Source organism: Streptomyces pimonensis, from assembly GCF_041380215.1.
Classification (GTDB): Bacteria; Actinomycetota; Actinomycetes; order Streptomycetales; family Streptomycetaceae; genus Streptomyces; species Streptomyces pimonensis.
Genome location: NZ_JAHWZY010000001.1, coordinates 233,599 through 247,796 on the forward strand (window position 1 = coordinate 233,599; position 14,198 = coordinate 247,796).

Annotated in this window: 16 protein-coding genes, 4 tRNA genes and 1 pseudogene; 15 read left to right on the forward strand and 6 right to left on the reverse strand. The window is 71.3% G+C overall.

The features are described from left to right. The first annotated feature begins 78 nt into the window (after positions 1-78). From htpX to KYY02_RS01135, 3 genes and pseudogenes are all read left to right on the forward strand, one after another. Positions 79-942 carry a zinc metalloprotease HtpX gene (gene htpX, locus KYY02_RS01125; RefSeq protein ID WP_371235481.1) on the forward strand — a complete coding sequence of 288 codons (864 nt, stop codon included), beginning with the start codon at positions 79-81 and terminating at the stop codon, positions 940-942. Then, positions 939-1,331 (forward strand): YccF domain-containing protein, encoded by a 393-nt coding sequence (locus KYY02_RS01130; protein WP_371235482.1) that lies wholly within the window; start codon positions 939-941, stop codon positions 1,329-1,331. The genes htpX and KYY02_RS01130 overlap by 4 nt, the downstream gene beginning before the upstream one ends. A 109-nt stretch (positions 1,332-1,440) precedes the next feature. Next, positions 1,441-1,973, forward strand: a pseudogene (locus KYY02_RS01135) (SMI1/KNR4 family protein); the annotation flags it as partial. A 161-nt stretch (positions 1,974-2,134) separates the two neighbouring features. Here KYY02_RS01135 and KYY02_RS01140 read toward each other — a convergent pair. Then, complete coding sequence (locus KYY02_RS01140; protein ID WP_371235483.1) at positions 2,135-3,391, reverse strand: APC family permease; 1,257 nt, start codon at positions 3,389-3,391, stop codon at positions 2,135-2,137. Between the two features lie 93 nt (positions 3,392-3,484). Here KYY02_RS01140 and KYY02_RS01145 point away from each other — a divergent pair, with 93 nt between their 5' ends. Next, positions 3,485-3,751 carry a GlsB/YeaQ/YmgE family stress response membrane protein gene (locus KYY02_RS01145; protein ID WP_371235484.1) on the forward strand — a complete coding sequence of 89 codons (267 nt, stop codon included), beginning with the start codon at positions 3,485-3,487 and terminating at the stop codon, positions 3,749-3,751. A 121-nt stretch (positions 3,752-3,872) separates the two neighbouring features. On the opposite strand, the gene KYY02_RS01150 is transcribed toward KYY02_RS01145, so the two are convergent. Next, positions 3,873-4,361 carry a YajQ family cyclic di-GMP-binding protein gene (locus KYY02_RS01150; RefSeq protein ID WP_108708220.1) on the reverse strand — a complete coding sequence of 163 codons (489 nt, stop codon included), beginning with the start codon at positions 4,359-4,361 and terminating at the stop codon, positions 3,873-3,875. 235 nt (positions 4,362-4,596) lie between these two features. Between KYY02_RS01150 and KYY02_RS01155 the strand changes: the two genes are divergently transcribed. Continuing rightward, positions 4,597-4,678: transfer RNA gene (locus KYY02_RS01155), tRNA-Tyr, on the forward strand. A gap of 100 nt (positions 4,679-4,778) precedes the next feature. Then, positions 4,779-4,991: a hypothetical protein gene (locus KYY02_RS01160; protein WP_371235485.1), complete on the forward strand. Its 213-nt coding sequence runs from the start codon at positions 4,779-4,781 to the stop codon at positions 4,989-4,991. On the opposite strand, the gene KYY02_RS01165 is transcribed toward KYY02_RS01160, so the two are convergent. Next, positions 4,988-5,644, reverse strand: coding sequence for an NAD(P)H-binding protein (locus KYY02_RS01165; protein WP_371235486.1), 657 nt, complete (start codon positions 5,642-5,644; stop codon positions 4,988-4,990). The two genes, KYY02_RS01160 and KYY02_RS01165, sit on opposite strands and share 4 nt — an antisense overlap. A gap of 59 nt (positions 5,645-5,703) precedes the next feature. After that, a complete protein-coding gene (locus KYY02_RS01170; RefSeq protein ID WP_371235706.1) occupies positions 5,704-6,966 on the reverse strand; it encodes an amidohydrolase family protein in 1,263 nt (420 codons plus the stop codon). Positions 6,967-7,165: 199 nt separating this feature from the next. On the opposite strand from KYY02_RS01170, the gene KYY02_RS01175 reads away from it, so the two are divergent. The 6 genes from KYY02_RS01175 (at position 7,166) to KYY02_RS01200 (ending at position 9,734) form a co-directional block, all read left to right on the forward strand. Further along, positions 7,166-7,238, forward strand: a tRNA-Thr gene (locus KYY02_RS01175). A gap of 46 nt (positions 7,239-7,284) precedes the next feature. Next, positions 7,285-7,357 (forward strand) — tRNA-Met (locus KYY02_RS01180). A gap of 88 nt (positions 7,358-7,445) precedes the next feature. Beyond that, on the forward strand, positions 7,446-7,610 hold the full coding sequence (gene rpmG, locus KYY02_RS01185; protein ID WP_003948671.1) for a 50S ribosomal protein L33: 165 nt from the start codon (positions 7,446-7,448) through the stop codon (positions 7,608-7,610). Between the two features lie 124 nt (positions 7,611-7,734). Next, positions 7,735-8,187, forward strand: a complete 453-nt coding sequence (locus KYY02_RS01190) for an FAS1-like dehydratase domain-containing protein (RefSeq protein WP_371235487.1) — start codon at positions 7,735-7,737, stop codon at positions 8,185-8,187. 8 nt (positions 8,188-8,195) lie between these two features. After that, entirely contained in the window at positions 8,196-8,624 is a 429-nt protein-coding gene (locus KYY02_RS01195) for a MaoC family dehydratase (RefSeq protein WP_371235707.1), read from the forward strand. A gap of 54 nt (positions 8,625-8,678) precedes the next feature. Beyond that, on the forward strand, positions 8,679-9,734 hold the full coding sequence (locus KYY02_RS01200; RefSeq protein WP_371235488.1) for a UDP-N-acetylmuramate dehydrogenase: 1,056 nt from the start codon (positions 8,679-8,681) through the stop codon (positions 9,732-9,734). A 172-nt stretch (positions 9,735-9,906) separates the two neighbouring features. Here the strand turns inward: KYY02_RS01200 and KYY02_RS01205 are convergent, their stop codons facing one another. Together KYY02_RS01205 and KYY02_RS01210 are read right to left on the reverse strand one after the other, a co-directional pair. After that, complete coding sequence (locus KYY02_RS01205) at positions 9,907-10,968, reverse strand: adenosine deaminase (RefSeq protein ID WP_371235489.1); 1,062 nt, start codon at positions 10,966-10,968, stop codon at positions 9,907-9,909. A 149-nt stretch (positions 10,969-11,117) separates the two neighbouring features. Next, positions 11,118-12,344: a pyridoxal phosphate-dependent aminotransferase gene (locus KYY02_RS01210; RefSeq protein ID WP_371235490.1), complete on the reverse strand. Its 1,227-nt coding sequence runs from the start codon at positions 12,342-12,344 to the stop codon at positions 11,118-11,120. Positions 12,345-12,615: 271 nt separating this feature from the next. On the opposite strand from KYY02_RS01210, the gene KYY02_RS01215 reads away from it, so the two are divergent. From KYY02_RS01215 to nusG, 3 genes are all read left to right on the forward strand, one after another. Then, a tRNA-Trp gene (locus KYY02_RS01215) sits at positions 12,616-12,688 on the forward strand. A 109-nt stretch (positions 12,689-12,797) separates the two neighbouring features. Continuing rightward, positions 12,798-13,082, forward strand: coding sequence for a preprotein translocase subunit SecE (secE, locus tag KYY02_RS01220; RefSeq protein ID WP_371235491.1), 285 nt, complete (start codon positions 12,798-12,800; stop codon positions 13,080-13,082). 237 nt (positions 13,083-13,319) lie between these two features. Next, positions 13,320-14,150 (forward strand): transcription termination/antitermination protein NusG, encoded by an 831-nt coding sequence (nusG, locus tag KYY02_RS01225; protein WP_371235492.1) that lies wholly within the window; start codon positions 13,320-13,322, stop codon positions 14,148-14,150. Positions 14,151-14,198 lie beyond the last annotated feature (48 nt).

The following is a 14,198-nucleotide window of genomic DNA, read 5'->3' on the forward strand; positions in this document are numbered from 1 at the left end:
AGACCGGTGGACAGTGCAGGCCAGAAGGAAGACCAGCAAGCGAGGGTCCCCCCTGTCGCACGATTTGGAGGGCGTACCGTGCACCGCCGGCACAATGGGCTCAGGACAGCGGTCCTCCTCGGGGGACTGTCCGCACTCATCATCGTCATCGGAAGCTTCTTCGGCCGCACGGGGCTCGTCGTCGCCGTCCTGATCGCGTTGGGCACCAACGCGTACGCGTACTGGAACAGCGACAAGCTGGCCCTGCGCGCGATGCGCGCCCGCCCGGTGAGCGAGTTCGAGGCCCCGGGGCTGTACCGCATGGTCCGCGAGCTCTCCACCCAGGCCCGCCAGCCCATGCCGCGTCTGTACATCTCTCCGACCGAGGCCCCCAACGCCTTCGCCACCGGCCGCAATCCGCGCAACGCCGCCGTGTGCTGCACCGAAGGCATCCTGCGCCTGCTCGACGAGCGGGAGCTGCGCGGTGTCATCGGCCACGAGCTCAGCCACGTCCACAACCGCGACATCCTGATCTCCTCGGTCGCCGGAGCCCTCGCCTCCGTGATCATGTTCCTGGTCAACTTCGCCTGGCTGATACCGATCGGCCGCTCGGACGACGACGACGGCCCCGGCCTCCTCGGCATGCTGCTGATCATGATCCTCGGGCCGCTCGCCGCGTCCCTCATCCAGCTGGCCGTCAGCCGCTCCCGGGAGTACGAGGCCGACGCCTCCGGCGCCCAGCTCACCGGCGATCCGCTCGCTCTCGCCCGAGCCCTGCGCAAACTGGAACACGGCGCCAAGCAGCTCCCCCTGCCCCCCGAGCCCCGTATCGAGACGGCCAGCCACATGATGATCGCCAATCCGTTCCGCCCGGGCCAAGGGCTCTCGAAGATGTTCTCCACCCACCCGCCGATGGCGGAACGCATCGCCCGGCTCGAGAAGATGGCAGGTCACCACCAGTGAAGACGATCCTGAATCTCATATGGCTCGTCGTCAGCGGCTTCTGGCTGTTCCTCGGCTACCTGCTCGCGGGCGTGCTGCTCTGCATCACGGTCATCGGCATCCCCTTCGGCGTCGCCGCGTTCCGCATCGGCGTCTACGCCCTGTGGCCCTTCGGGTACACGACGGTCGAACACCGGGACGCGGGAGCCCCTTCCTTCCTCGTCAACGTGCTGTGGCTGCTCCTCGCGGGCTGGTGGTTGGCGCTCGGCCACATCCTCACCGGCATCGCCCTGTGCGTGACGGTCGTCGGAATCCCGCTCGGCATCGCCAACTTCAAGCTGATCCCGGTCTCACTGTTCCCGCTGGGCCGGGAGATCGTGCGCACCGACCAGCCGTTCACACAGCGCTGACCAGCCCGAAGGCGCATCCCTCGACCACGTCACGGCCCAGGGTTGTCCACAGGCCGGAGGTTGTCCACAGGCCCGCACGCATGTCAGCGGCGGCGCGCATCATGAACCCATGACCGAGCACGAGCAGTTGCTGACACAGGTGGCGGACAAGGCCCGTGACACCCGCTCATGGGGCCGGCCCTCCCTCCCCGACCCCATCGACGCGGCCACCCGGCGCGTGCCGAGGCCACGCCGGGTTTCGCCCTGTACCCGTTGCCCACCGAGTTCTCCCTGTACGGGGCGGACGGCGGATTCGGCCCCGAGTGCGGATTGCCGCCTCTGCTGGACAGCACGCCCTCCGGCGAACCCGCCGCCGTGGCCCAGTACCTCGCCCGCCGAGGGGGCGGCAGCGAGGACCCTGACTGGCCCTGGCCCGAGGGAATACTGCCCATGTCCCACTGGGGCTGCGGCATGTACGCCTGTGCGGACCGCCGCTCCCCCCAGGCCACCGTCCTCCTCTTCGAACCCGGCCCGGGCGGCCCCGACCGCGCCCGGTTCCTCGACGTGCCCGGCCTCACGGACCGGCTCCACTCCCGGGTCCGGGGCACGGGCCGGCACGAGGAGGAGAACGAGAGGGCGGACCTGGCCCCCTGGACCGGTTTCGCGGGCTTGCGGGGCGCCGGTGCCCTGACCGGGCTCTGCGGGGACCACCGCGGCTCTCCGGAGGGATGTCCCGGAGAGCGAGGCCCGGGAGGGGCGGGCGCCCCTGGGAAACCAGCCGCAGTCGGCGAGCGCGGCTTCCCTCGCACCCGGGCCCGCGACGGCTACCGGTCGCGGCCCGCCCTCGGCCCCCGGCGCACGCCGTAGGCCGCCACCCCCACCACCAGTACCCCCGCGCCCACGGCCATCGAGACCCACGGCAGCGAGAACGCCAGCACCAGGCACCCGGCGAACCCCACCGCCGGCACCACCCGCGTCACCGGCCGTGAGTCGAGTGTCCAGGCCGACGCGTTGGCCACCGCGTAGTACGCCAGCACACCGAAGGAGGAGAACCCGATCGCGCCCCGCACATCCACCGTGGCGGCCAGGACGGCGACCACCGCGCCCACGGCCAGCTCCGCCCGGTGCGGCACGTGGAACCGCGGGTGCACGACGGCGAGGACACCCGGCAGATGCCGGTCCCGGGCCATGGCCAGTGTCGTCCGTGAGACCCCCAGGATCAGGGCGAGCAGCGAACCCAGCGCGGCCACCGCCGCACCCACCCGCACCACCGGCGCCAGCCAGGGAACACCGGCGGCCCGCACCGCGTCGGCGAGCGGCGCGGTGGCCCCGCCCAGCCCCTCCGGTCCCAGCACCGAGAGGACGGCCACGGCGACAGCCGCGTACACGACCAGTGCGATGCCCAGGGCCAGCGGGATCGCCCGCGGGATGGTGCGCGCCGGATCCCGGACCTCCTCAGCGAGGGTCGCGATACGGGCGTACCCGGCGAAGGCGAAGAACAGCAGACCGGCTGCCTGCAACACCCCGCCGGCACCGCCCGGGACCCCGGGGCCCAGCCGCCCGGCATCGGCTTCCCCCGACGTCAGGCACACGACCACCACGAAAGCGAGGACGGCCAGGACCACACCCACGATCACCCGCGTCAGCCATGCGGACTTCTGGACACCGCCGTAGTTCACCGCGGTCAGCGCCACCACGGCGGCCACCGCCACGGCGTGCGCCTGCCCCGGCCAGACGTAGGCGCCCACGGTGAGGGCCATCGCCGCGCAGGAGGCCGTCTTCCCGACCACGAACGCCCAGCCCGCGAGGTAACCCCAGAAGTCCCCGAGCCGCTCGCGCCCGTACACGTACGTGCCGCCCGAGGCCGGGTAGAGGGCGGCGAGGCGCGCCGACGACGTGGCGTTGCAGTAGGCGACCACGGCGGCGACCGCCAGCCCGAGGAGCAGCCCGGAACCGGCCGCGTCCGCGGCGGGTGCCAGAGCGGCGAAGATCCCGGCCCCCACCATCGAGCCGAGACCGATGACCACGGCGTCACCGACACCGAGCGTGCGGCGCAGTTCGGGACCGGAGGTGTGCGTCATGAGGCCGCACCCTACTGCTCAGGTGCAACCGGCAGGTGTACGCGTGCCGTCCTTCATGGTGCAAGGGCGGCGGGAGAAGGGCAGGTAAGCGGCATGACGATCATCAGCTGGATCATCCTGGGACTGCTGGCCGGGGCGATAGCGAAGTTCCTGCTGCCCGGCCGCGACCCGGGCGGCCTCGTCGGCACGACGCTGATCGGCGTCGCCGGTGCGTTCATCGGCGGCTGGATGTCGGCCCGTTGGCTCGACCACCCGATCACCAAGGACTTCTACGACGGCACCACCTGGGCCGCCGCGATCGGCGGCTCGCTCGTCCTCCTGGTCGCCTACCGCATCCTGTTCGGCCACTCACGCGACTGACCGGGCGCCGCGGGCCCCGGAGGCCGCAGCCGGCAGGCGGGAAGGGCGGTCACCGCTCGGGTGTCCACCCTTCCTCGCGCCCGTGCGGCGTGCGAACGCCACCGGTTCCGGCCGGCCGGACCTACCGGTAGTTCACGAACTGCAGGGCGAAGTCGAAGTCCTTGCCCTTGAGCAGCGCGATGACGGCCTGCAGGTCGTCGCGGCTCTTGGAGCTGACCCGCAGCTCGTCGCCCTGCACCTGGGCCTTCACGCCCTTCGGTCCCTCGTCACGGATGATCTTCGCGACCTTCTTCGCGTTCTCCTGGGAGATGCCCTCCTCGATCGACGCGAAGATCTTGTACTCCTTGCCCGAGAGCTGCGGCTCACCGGCGTCCAGGGCCTTCAGGGAGATGCCACGCTTGATCAGCTTGGACTGGAAGACGTCGAGGACGGCCTTGACCCGGTCCTCGGAGTTCGCCTCCATAAGGATCTTCTCCCCGGACCACGAGATCGAGGCGCCCACGCCCTTGAAGTCGTAGCGCTGCGAGATCTCCTTGGCGGTCTGGTTGAGGGCGTTGTCGACCTCCTGCCGCTCGACCTTCGAGACGATGTCGAAACTGGAGTCGGCCATGTCCTGTGGCTCCTTGAATCGGGGTGCGTACCGGGCTGCGCACCGGGTGCGTACCGGCGTACGTGAAGCGGCCCCCGAGCCCGGCATCGGTCCCCGGCCGCATCCGGACCAGCCTAGTCACCCCCCGGCCTCCGGGTCGCGATCAATCGGGTGGCGAAGCACCCCTGCCCATCGGGTATTGTTTACGTCGTTGCCACAGAGCACCGCCGAAAAGCGGTTCGACGGCAGCAACCCCGGCGGTGTGCCCGAGCGGCCAAAGGGAGCAGACTGTAAATCTGCCGGCTCAGCCTTCCCAGGTTCGAATCCTGGCGCCGCCACACTGGGGAAGACCCCCTCCGACTGCGGAAACGCAGTCGGAGGGGGTCTCTTCACGTTCGCGGGGGGAACACCCCGGGGGGCGAGGGGCACACTGGCCCCATGTCGTCCCGTCGCCGCCCCTGCCCCGTGTGCCGTCGTGAGATCGCCGTCGTCGCCGGACGGTACGCGCGGCACGATCCGCCCGGTGCCCGGGGGAGCGGGGAACTGACCTCGTGCCCCGGGTCACGCAGGCATGCCCCGCTCGGTGCGGAACAGCCCTCGCTGGACGGTTACGTGGTGCCGGACTTCCCGGGGCAGATGCCCCTCTTCTAGTTGCCGGCCACCGACTTCACGGCCACCGACACCGGTGCGGAGCCGCTGATCAGCTCCAGGGTCAGGCCGGCCGTCGCGGGGGTGTCCACCAGCTCCGCCAGCACGGCGGCCACGTCGTCGCGCGGGACCGGGCCGCGGCCCGTGCGGGCCTCCAGGCGGACCAGGCCGGTGCCGGCGTCGTCGGTGAGCTGACCGGGGCGCAGGATCGTCCAGTCCAGGGCGTCCAAGCCGCTTACGTACGCGTCCGCCTCGCCCTTGGCGCGCAGGTACACGTCGAAGACCTCGTCGCCCTCGTGGGCCGGGTCCGCGCCCATGGACGACACGATCACGAAACGCCGTACGCCCGTGCGGACGGCCGCGTCGGCGAAGAGGACCGCCGCAGCCTTGTCCACCGTCTCCTTGCGGCCCACACCGCTGCCCGGCCCGGCGCCCGCCGCGAAGACCGCCGCGTCCGCGCCCTCCAGCCGCTGTGCGACCTCCTCCACCGACGCCGACTCCAGGTCGAGCACGACGGGCTCGGCACCCAGTCGCCGCAGTTCGTCGGAGTGTTCGGGGTTGCGGACGATGCCCGCCACCTCGTCCCCGCGCGCGGCGAGCAGCCGCTCCAGCCGCAGCGCGATCTGACCATGACCACCAGCGATGACAATGCGCATGCCTCCGACCGTACGCCGGGACGACCGCATCCGCCGCACAACGCCCCGGGTGCCCGGCCCTATGCGTCGCCCCGGCTCTGTCTGGGCAGCCCCGGTTCCGTCTCCGCCGCCGGACCGCCGTACTCCCGTACCGCGCTCGTCCGCGCCACCACCCGCCCCCCGTGCACCACGACACGGCTGTACCCCAGCGACAGCGCCCCCGGGAGCCCGTCCCCGCGGACCGCCAGCAGCTCGGCGGGGAAACCCGCCTCCACGCGCACCTCGGGCAGCCCCAGGGCCGCCCGCGCCGCCCCGCTCACCGCGGTGTAGGCGTCCTCGGCGGACAGCCCGTGACGGGAGGCCAACAGGTACGCCGCCTCCAGCGGGTCACCGCGACCCACCGGGTTCGACACGTCCCGCAGGGTGCCGCTCCCGGCGGCCACCCGCACCCCCGCCGACCGCAGCAGCCGCACCGGCGCCGTGCCCCGGTGCTCCACGGCGCCGCAGCCGCCCTGCGGCAGGCACACCACCGTCACCCCGGCCGCCGCGAGCCGGTCCGCGGTCCGGGCGGCCGGCTCGGCGGGCAGCCGGGCGAGGCCGCCGCACGGGCCGAGGGCGACCCCCGGCCGCAGCCCGCCCGCCATGGCCGCGAACCGGGCCAGACGGGCGGGGTCGTCGGCGTCCGTGTGCAGGTCGACGGGGCAGTCGTGTTCGGCGGCGACCTCCAGGACCGCCGCCACGTACCCCGTGGGATCGGGATCGAGATCGGGGCAGCCGCCCACCACGGACGCGCCCATCCTCACCGCGTCCCGCAGCATCGCGAGCCCGTCCGCCCCGGCCACCCCGGTCAGTACCCGGGGCACCGCCACCGTCGTCAGTTCGACCAGTCCGCGCAGCGAGCGCTCCGCCCGCAGTACGGTGGCCAGCGCGCCGAGCCCGGCCATGTCGCCCACGCGCACGTGCGCCCGCAGCGCCGTCGCGCCGTGCCCGAGCTGGAGCAGCGCGGCCTCCGTCGCGCGGCGCCGGACGTCCCGGGGGGCGTACGAGACGGGGCCGCCGTCGTCGGCGGACAGCGCGGTGTCCGCGTGGACGTGGGGCTCCGCGGGGGCCGGCAGGAGCAGGTAGCCGGTGAGGTCGACCTGTGTGTCGCACGCGCGCGTGCCGTCCGCCGCCAGGCTGCCGGCCGTACCGACCGCCTCGATGCGGCCGCCGCCCAGCCGTACGTCCACGGTCCTGCCGTCGGTGAGGCGCGCGCCGCACAGCAGCAGCGGGTCCGGGCCGGCCGCGGCCGGGCCCGGGGGCGAGGGCGGGCGGGGCGGTGGCTGCGGCCGGCTGTCGGGCATCGCGTTCCAGAGGCTCGGGCTGCGCACCGGGGGCGAGGTCACGCAGGCAAGATCACGCAGAGTGAGTCGAGCCTAGGCCGGGGGTCCGCGCCTCGCAGGGAGGAGCTCAATAGTCGTACCGGCGTGGTCAGCCCCGGGAAGGAGGGGGCGAAACGGATTTGGGCGAACGGCGGCGGACCGTGTAATGTCTTCATCGCTCGCCCCAATAGCTCAGTCGGCAGAGCGTCTCCATGGTAAGGAGAAGGTCAACGGTTCGATTCCGTTTTGGGGCTCTGGTGTGTGAGGTTCCCGCCGCGAGGCGGGGACCGATCGCATCAAAGCGGTGTAGCTCAGTCGGTAGAGCAAGCGGCTCATAATCGCTGTGTCACCGGTTCAAGTCCGGTCACCGCTACAGACAGTAGCCGATTGCGGGGTCGGTCCTTCGATCGGCTACTCTTCTTGCGTAAATACAGTCAATCCGTTCGTCAAGGAGCACTCACGTGGCTGCCACCGACGTCCGCCCGAAGATCACGCTGGCCTGCGTGGAGTGCAAGGAGCGGAACTACATCACCAAGAAGAACCGGCGTAACAACCCGGACCGTCTTGAGATGAAGAAGCACTGCCCGCGTTGCAATGCGCACACCGCGCACCGCGAAACGCGATAAAACAGGCTCGTACACGAGGCCGTCCCCCCAGCCAAGGGGGGCGGCCTCGTGTCGTTTTCCCGTCGGCCGGCCCGGTCAGGACCGGTCGCAGGCAGACACAGACGACACAGGAGGTGCCGCGCGTATGGCGCTCGACCAGTCCTTCGTGGGGCGGACCTACCCGCCCACCGAGCCCTACGAGGTGGGCAGGGAGAAGATCCGCGAGTTCGCCGAGGCGGTGGGGGACGCCAACCCGGCGTACACGGACGCGGAGGCCGCCAAGGCGCTCGGCCACCCCGATGTGATCGCCCCGCCCACCTTCGTGTTCGCGATCACCTTCAAGGCCGCGGGCCAGGTCGTCGCAGATCCCCGGCTCGGCCTCGACTACAGCCGGGTGGTGCACGGCGACCAGAAGTTCGCCTACGTCCGTCCGGTGCGCGCCGGTGACCGGCTCACCGTCACCTCGACCATCGAGACGATCAAGTCGATGGCCGGCAACGACATACTGGACATCCGCGGCGAGGTGCACGACCAGGACGGCGAACACGTCGTCACCGCATGGACCAAGCTGGTGGCCCGCGCGGCCGAGGAGGCGTGACGAACACCATGACGGCGAAGATCTCCTACGCCGACGTCGAGGTCGGTACCGAGCTGTCCGCACAGACGTTCCCCGTGACCCGCGCCACCCTCGTCCAGTACGCGGGCGCCTCCGGTGACTTCAACCCCATCCACTGGAACGAGAAGTTCGCCAAGGAGGTCGGTCTGCCCGACGTCATCGCGCACGGCATGTTCACCATGGCCGAGGCGATCCGCGTGGTGACCGACTGGGTGGGCGACCCGGGCGCGGTCGTCGAGTACGGCGTCCGTTTCACCCGTCCGGTCGTCGTCCCCAACGACGAGCAGGGCGCCGTCATCGAGGTCAGCGGCAAGGTCGCCGCCAAGCTCGACGACCACACGGTCCGCGTGGACCTGACCGCGACCAGCGCGGGACAGAAGGTCCTGGGCATGTCGCGGGCGGTCGTCCGGCTGGGCTGACCCGGACGGGCCGGGGGAGCGTGGCCGCCGGCGCCGTCTCGTAGTCTTGGCCCCGTGCAGGAACTCCACGACGCCCCCCTCGCCCCGCTGACCACCTTCCGGTTGGGCGGCCCCGCGACCCGGCTGGTCACCGCGACGACCGACGACGAGGTGATCGCCGTCGTCCGCGAGGCCGACGACAGCGGTACGCCGCTGCTGGTCATCGGTGGCGGCTCCAACCTGGTCATCGGCGACAAGGGCTTCGAGGGCACCGCCCTCTCCGTCGCGACCAAGGGTTTCGCCCTGGACGGGACGCGACTGGAGCTGGCCGCCGGCGAGGTGTGGACCGACGCCGTCGCCCGCACCGTGGAGGCGGGCCTGGCCGGCATCGAGTGCCTGGCCGGCATCCCCGGCTCGGCGGGCGCCACCCCGATCCAGAACGTCGGCGCGTACGGGCAGGAGGTCTCCTCCACCCTCACCGAGGTCGTCGCCTACGACCGCCGGACCCGCGAGACCGTCACGCTCGGCAACGAGGAGTGCGCCTTCTCCTACCGCCACAGCCGCTTCAAGGCCGACCTCGAGCGTTACGTCGTCCTGCGGGTGCGCTTCGCGCTGGAGGACGCGGACGGCCTCTCCGGCCCCGTCAAGTACGCCGAGACGGCCCGCGCCCTCGGTGTCGCACCGGGCGAGCGGGTACCACTGGCCACGGCCCGCGAGACGGTCCTGAAGCTCCGTGCGGGGAAAGGCATGGTCCTGGACCCCGAGGACCACGACACCTGGTCGGCCGGCTCCTTCTTCACCAACCCGATCCTCGACGACGGGGCGTTCGCGGCCTTCCGCGCGCGCGTACGGGACCGGCTCGGCGACGACGCCGAGCCCCCCGCGTACCCCGCGGGCGAGGGGCGCACCAAGACCTCCGCGGCCTGGCTGATCGACCGGGCGGGCTTTCCCAAGGGCTACGGCGAAGGCCCGGCCCGCATCTCCACCAAGCACACCCTCGCCCTCACCAACCGGGGCGAGGCGACCACCGAGGACCTGCTGGCACTCGCCCGCGAGGTCGTCGCCGGCGTGCACGAGGCCTTCGGCATCACGCTGGTCAACGAACCGGTCACGGTGGGCGTGAGCCTGTAGCGGCCGAGTTCCCGTTGTCGTCCGGTGCACGGGCCCGCGATCCCGGGTCCGTGAGGCCGACCGCATGCAGCCGGGCCGCGCCGGTTCCGACCCCGTACGGGCCCGCACGAGCACCGCGTCGTCCAGCCCCGGCACCCCCTGCGCCACACCCCGCTGCGGCCCGGAGCCCACTTCAGGCGACCGGGGCGGCGAGCCAGTCGTCCACGCCTGACAGCAGCCTCGCCTTCACGTCCTCCGGGGCCGCCGAGCCCCGTACCGACTGCCGGGCCACCTCCGCCAGCTCCGCGTCCGTGAAGCCGTGGTGGTCCCGCGCGATCTGGTACTGCGCCGCCAGCCGGGAGCCGAACAGCAGCGGGTCGTCCGCGCCCAGCGCCAGCGGGACCCCCGCCTCGAACAGGGTGCGCAGCGGGACGTCCTCCGGTTTGTCGTACACGCCCAGCGCCACGTTCGACGCCGGGCACACCTCGCACGTCACCTGACGGTCCGCCAGCCGCCGCATCAGCCGCGGGTCGTCCGCCGCCCGCACCCCGTGCCCGATCCGGTCCGCCCCCAGGTCGTCCAGGCAGTCCCGGACCGAGGCCGGCCCCGCCAGCTCGCCGCCGTGCGGCGCGGACAGCAGCCCGCCCTCCCGCGCGATCGCGAACGCCCGGTCGAAGTCGCGGGCCATCCCGCGCCGCTCGTCGTTGGAGAGGCCGAACCCGACGATCCCCCGGTCCGCGTACCGCACCGCCAGCCGGGCCAGCGTGCGCGCGTCCAGGGGATGCTTCATCCGGTTGGCCGCCACCAGCACCCGCATCCCGATCCCGGTGTGCCGTACCGCCGCGTCCACCGCGTCCAGGATGATCTCCAGCGCCGGGATCAGCCCGCCCAGCCGGGGCGCGTACGACGTCGGGTCCACCTGGATCTCCAGCCAGCCCGAGCCGTCCCGCAGGTCTTCCTCCGCCGCCTCCCGCACCAGCCGCTGGATGTCCTCCGGCTCCCGCAGGCACGAGCGCGCCGCGTCGTACAGCCGCTGGAAGCGGAACCAGCCGCGCTCGTCCGTGGCCCGCAGTTTCGGCGGTTCCCCGCTGGTCAGCGCGTCGGGCAGGCGTACGCCGTACTTGTCGGCCAGTTCCAGCAGGGTGGCGGGCCGCATGGACCCGGTGAAGTGCAGGTGCAGATGGGCCTTCGGCAGTTCGGAGAGATCACGTACACGCGGGGGGTTCGGGGGGTACCCCCCTGAAGAGCTCAGCATTCACCGATCCTGCCGCACGCCCCGTCCGTCCGGGTAGCGCTTTCCCCGTTCGTGGTTCTGCCCGCGCGGAAGAACTTCGTGGTCCTGCCCGCGGAAGAACAGGGACGCCCGGGAGGGAACCCGGGCGTCCCTGTGGCGGAAGGACGGCGTCAGTCGCGCGCCTCCGCCAGCAGCTTCTGGATCCGGCTCACGCCCTCGACGAGGTCCTCGTCGCCCAGCGCGTACGACAGCCGCAGGTAGCCCGGCGTGCCGAACGCCTCACCCGGCACCACCGCGACCTCGGCCTCCTCCAGGATGAGCGCCGCCAGCTCGACCGAGTCCTGCGGGCGCCTGCCCCGGATCTCCTTGCCGATCAGGGCCTTCACCGAGGGGTAGGCGTAGAACGCGCCCTCGGGCTCCGGGCAGACCACGCCGTCGATCTCGTCGAGCATCCGGACGATGGTCTTCCGTCGCCGGTCGAAGGCCTCGCGCATGGCCGCGACCGCGTCCAGGTCGCCGGAGACGGCGGCGAGCGCGGCCACCTGGGCGACATTGGAGACGTTCGACGTGGCGTGCGACTGCAGGTTGGTCGCGGCCTTCACCACGTCCTTCGGGCCGATGATCCAGCCGACCCGCCAGCCCGTCATCGCGTACGTCTTCGCGACACCGTTGACCACGATGCACTTGTCGCGCAGCTCGGGCAGCAGCGCGGGCAGGGACACGGACACGGCGTCGCCGTAGACCAGGTGCTCGTAGATCTCGTCGGTGAGCACCCACAGGCCGTGCTCGACGGCCCACTTGCCGATCGCCTCGGTCTCGGCCTCGCTGTAGACCGCGCCGGTCGGGTTCGACGGGGAGACGAAGAGGACGACCTTCGTCCTCTCGGTGCGGGCCGCCTCCAGCTGCTCCACGCTCACGCGGTAGCCGGTCGTCTCGTCGGCGACCACCTCGACCGGGACACCGCCGGCCAGCCGGATCGACTCCGGGTACGTCGTCCAGTACGGAGCCGGGACGATGACCTCGTCGCCCGGGTCGAGGATCGCGGCGAAGGCCTCGTAGATGGCCTGCTTGCCGCCGTTGGTGACCAGGATCTGGGAGGGGTCCACCTCGTAGCCGGAGTCGCGCAGCGTCTTGGCGGCGATCGCGGACTTCAGCTCCGGCAGACCGCCGGCCGGCGTGTAGCGGTGGTACTTCGGGTTCTTGCAGGCCTCGATCGCGGCCTCGACGATGTAGTCCGGCGTCGGGAAGTCGGGCTCACCGGCGCCGAAGCCGATCACCGGACGCCCGGCGGCCTTGAGGGCCTTGGCCTTGGCGTCCACGGCGAGGGTGGCGGACTCGGAGATCGCGCCGACTCGGGCGGAGACCCGGCGCTCGGTGGGAGGGGTTGCAGCGCTCATGGGCCCATCGTTCCAGACCGGAAACCCGCGCGGCACGGGGGTTTCACGTACTGAACAACACCGGGCAAACCCCTGAACACCAGCCCGGAACGACGTCGCCGCGGCGGCACGGCAGGACGATCTTCCGCCGGGGTGGTGCTTCCCGGGCGCTTTTCGTTCGACGCCCGGCCCGGGAACACGTACACTCTCACCTCGTTGGCCTTCAGCGGCCCGCGCTCAATCGGTGCACGCCAAGCACCCGGTCGGATGCGGTACGTTGGGGGACACACAAAGGGTCGTAGCTCAATTGGTAGAGCACTGGTCTCCAAAACCAGCGGTTGGGGGTTCAAGTCCCTCCGGCCCTGCTACACACACCTTCGCCAGGATGTGTGCGCATGTACGTACAGCAATGCACCGCCGTGCGGGCTCTGACCGGGCGCGGCACGGCCACGACCCGGAATCAGGTGAGGACGAGTGACGGACGCCGTGGGCTCCATCGACATGCCTGATGCCGAGGACGAGGCTCCGGACTCCAAGAAGACCCGCAAGGGCGGCAAGCGGGCCAAGAAGGGCCCGCTGAGGCGCCTCGCGCTCTTCTACCGTCAGATCATCGCGGAGCTCCGCAAGGTCGTCTGGCCCACTCGTAACCAGCTGGCGTCGTACACGACCGCCGTGATCGTCTTCGTCGTCGTGATGATCGGTCTGGTCACCCTGATCGACTACGGCCTCAGCCACGCCGCCAAGTACGTCTTCGGCTGAGCTCCCGGCAGGGGTGCCGGGTTCCCCGGTGCCCTTTTCGCGCATTCCGGGAAGGGATGGTGCTCCGTGATAGGCTCTTTGCGCCCGTAAGGGTGTCGTGGCAGGGCCTGCCAGAGGGATGACACCGCGTCGGCGGTCGAGCGTCCGTGAACCTCACCCCATCGGGTTGGAACCCTTCCGCCTTTCAGGCGGCAGGGCGAGGTCAACCCTTGTATCCAGGAAGAAGAAGCAGTCACCGTGCCTGACCAGAACCTGAACGACGCCATCGAGCCCGGTGAGTCCGTCGACGACGAACTCGACACCGTCGAGGGCGCGAACGAGGACCTGGACGAGGTCGGGACTGCCGTTTCCGGGACGGGTGATCCCGGGGACGACGCGGCCTCACTCGTCGAGGGCGACGAGGCGGCGGAGCCGGAGGACGAGCCCGAGGGCGCCGCCGAGGAGGACGACCGCGACCCGGTCGAGAAGCTCCGCGAGGAACTGCGGACGCTGCCCGGCGAGTGGTACGTCATCCACACGTACGCGGGCTACGAGAACCGGGTGAAGACCAACCTGGAGCAGCGCGCCGTCTCGCTGAACGTCGAGGACTACATCTTCCAGGCCGAGGTGCCGCAGGAGGAGGTCGTCCAGATCAAGAACGGCGACCGCAAGACGATCAAGCAGAACAAGCTCCCGGGCTACGTCCTGGTCCGTATGGACCTGACGAACGAGTCCTGGGGCGTCGTCCGCAACACCCCCGGTGTCACCGGCTTCGTGGGCAACGCCTACGACCCGTACCCGCTGACGCTGGACGAGATCGTCAAGATGCTCGCTCCGGAGGCCGAGGAGAAGGCCGCCCGCGAGGCCGCCGAGGCCGAGGGCAAGCCGGCCCCGCAGCGCAAGGTCGAGGTCCAGGTGCTGGACTTCGAGGTCGGCGACTCGGTCACCGTCACCGACGGTCCGTTCGCCACGCTCCAGGCGACCATCAACGAAATCAACCCCGACTCCAAGAAGGTCAAGGGCCTGGTGGAGATCTTCGGCCGCGAGACGCCGGTCGAGCTCTCCTTCGACCAGATCCAGAAGAACTAGCCCTTCTGGCACACAGCGTCCGAGCAGGTCAGGCGAGCGGTCGTACGC

Excerpts from the sequence above, each read along its gene's own strand:
- KYY02_RS01210 (WP_371235490.1), bottom strand. The coding sequence starts at position 12,344 with ATGAGCGCTGCAACCCCTCCCACCGAGCGCCGGGTCTCCGCCCGAGTC.
- KYY02_RS01160 (WP_371235485.1), top strand. The coding sequence starts at position 4,779 with ATGTCGTCCCGTCGCCGCCCCTGCCCCGTGTGCCGTCGTGAGATCGCC.
- KYY02_RS01145 (WP_371235484.1), top strand. The coding sequence starts at position 3,485 with ATGACGATCATCAGCTGGATCATCCTGGGACTGCTGGCCGGGGCGATA.
- KYY02_RS01205 (WP_371235489.1), bottom strand. The coding sequence starts at position 10,968 with ATGCTGAGCTCTTCAGGGGGGTACCCCCCGAACCCCCCGCGTGTACGT.
- KYY02_RS01170 (WP_371235706.1), bottom strand. The coding sequence starts at position 6,966 with ATGCCCGACAGCCGGCCGCAGCCACCGCCCCGCCCGCCCTCGCCCCCG.
- KYY02_RS01190 (WP_371235487.1), top strand. The coding sequence starts at position 7,735 with ATGGCGCTCGACCAGTCCTTCGTGGGGCGGACCTACCCGCCCACCGAG.
- KYY02_RS01165 (WP_371235486.1), bottom strand. The coding sequence starts at position 5,644 with ATGCGCATTGTCATCGCTGGTGGTCATGGTCAGATCGCGCTGCGGCTG.
- KYY02_RS01140 (WP_371235483.1), bottom strand. The coding sequence starts at position 3,391 with ATGACGCACACCTCCGGTCCCGAACTGCGCCGCACGCTCGGTGTCGGT.
- KYY02_RS01150 (WP_108708220.1), bottom strand. The coding sequence starts at position 4,361 with ATGGCCGACTCCAGTTTCGACATCGTCTCGAAGGTCGAGCGGCAGGAG.
- KYY02_RS01195 (WP_371235707.1), top strand. The coding sequence starts at position 8,196 with ATGACGGCGAAGATCTCCTACGCCGACGTCGAGGTCGGTACCGAGCTG.